Annotated in this window: 3 protein-coding genes; all 3 read left to right on the forward strand. The window is 71.9% G+C overall.

Annotation, left to right across the window (positions count from 1 at the left end; genetic code table 11):
* Positions 1 to 366 (forward strand): hypothetical protein (locus EYA84_RS32830; protein WP_161595084.1); only part of this gene is annotated, 366 nt, incomplete at its 5' end.
* 15 nt (positions 367 to 381) lie between these two features.
* Positions 382 to 1,152, forward strand: coding sequence for a hypothetical protein (locus tag EYA84_RS31645; protein WP_131057831.1), 771 nt, complete (start codon positions 382 to 384; stop codon positions 1,150 to 1,152).
* A 237-nt stretch (positions 1,153 to 1,389) separates the two neighbouring features.
* Positions 1,390 to 1,592, forward strand: a 203-nt coding sequence (locus EYA84_RS31650) for a hypothetical protein (RefSeq protein ID WP_131057832.1), incomplete at its 3' end; no start/stop codon positions are given.

The following is a 1,592-nucleotide window of genomic DNA, read 5'->3' on the forward strand; positions in this document are numbered from 1 at the left end:
GGGCGGGGGGATCCGTCGGCGCGCAGTGGGTTGGTCGACCTGCTGGGGCGGGCCGGCGGGACGTCGGCGGTGGACCCGGGCACCGTCGACGCGGACTGTGCCGAGGCGCCCGGGGTGCTGGCCGTCACCGGCGACTGTGCGCTGCGGGTGGCCGACCCGGGTGGGTTGCGCACTCTGATCCTGCGCAGCCCGGAGGCGTTCACCGTCGAGGCGCCGGCCCCGGGGGACGCCGAGTTCACCGTCGAGGACGACGTCACGCCGGCCGACGACGGCACCGGCGCGGTGGCCCGGATCGCCGTGGACCGGGCCACCACGGTACGGGTGAGCTGCTCCGGCGGCTGCCCGGTCACGATCGCGCGGGACTGAGGCGGGGAGGCCGGGATGGGCGCGCTGCGCAAGCCGTTCCTGCTGTTGGCGATGCTGGCGCTGGTGCTGGCGGTGGGCGTCGAGCTGGGGGCCGGGCTGTTGCTGGGCGGCGGCGACGCCGGTGCGGCGCTGACCGACAGCGCCGGTGACCTCGGGGTCGAGGTCGGTGACGTGAGCGGGGTCGGCGAGCCGTCCGGCCGGGGCTCCGGCTATCTGGTGCTCGTCGACGCGGCGGCGCTCTGGACCACCGGGCTGTTCTGTCTGGGGTTGGTGCTGCCCGAACGGATCCACGGTCGGGTGCAGGGCGTCGCCACCCTGATCTTCTCGATCGTCCTCATCATCGTGGCGTTCGTAGCGCTGATCGTCGCCTTCGTCGAGCTGATGGTCATGGTGTCGTTGTTCCTGGCTCCGCCGTTCGGCACGCTGGCGTACCTGGCGTTGTGGGGGTTCTTCCCGGTCGGCGACGCGGCCGTGCTGCTCGGCCTGGTGCTGCTGCTCAAGCTCGCCTGGGCCGGTCTGCTGGTGCTGGCCCAGCCGAAGTTCCTCCAGAACAAGGGCCTGGTGCTGCTGATCCTGACCAGCCTGCTCTGCACGGTGCTGCTGGAGTTCCTGCACAATCTGGTGCCGGTGATCCTGGTGAGCATCCTGGACGACCTGGGCGCGCTGCTCTTCGCGATCATCGGGATCGTCTGGGCGCTGGTGCTGCTGATCGGCGCGATCCCGGCGATCGTGAAGGCGCTACGGGCCACCGCCGCCCTGCGCGCCGAGCCCGATCCCGACCGCTAGGGCCTGTGTCGAAGTCCTCGGTCGAGCCGAGGCGGAGTCCAGGCTGCGGTCCGGCAAGGCGGGAATCGGTCCGGATACCGGTGTTGTATCCGGACCAATTCCCAACGCGGCCGGTCGTCGCCTGGGCCCGCCGCAGGCCGGCCAGGGACTTCGACACAGGCCCTAGGGCCCGGTTTCACGGGGGCGGCCGATTCTGATGAAGCAGACCTGGGTGCGCGGGGCGGATATGGTGGTGCCGTGATCGGGCTCGGCATGATCTGGTACCTCGTCGGCGTACTCGCCGACGTGGGTGCTTCCAGCATGCTGTCCGGCACGGCCGCGGCGACCGGTGTGCTGCTCGCCGCCGTGCTCGCCGCCGCGAACCTGGTCCATCGGGTGGTCACCGTCCCCGACCTGCGGATCACCCGACGGTTGCTCCGGGAACGGGCCGGGCGCACGGG

It is taken from the genome of Verrucosispora sp. SN26_14.1, from assembly GCF_004307965.1.
Taxonomy (GTDB): Bacteria; Actinomycetota; Actinomycetes; order Mycobacteriales; family Micromonosporaceae; genus Micromonospora.

Excerpts from the sequence above, each read along its gene's own strand:
- EYA84_RS31645 (WP_131057831.1), top strand. The coding sequence starts at position 382 with ATGGGCGCGCTGCGCAAGCCGTTCCTGCTGTTGGCGATGCTGGCGCTG.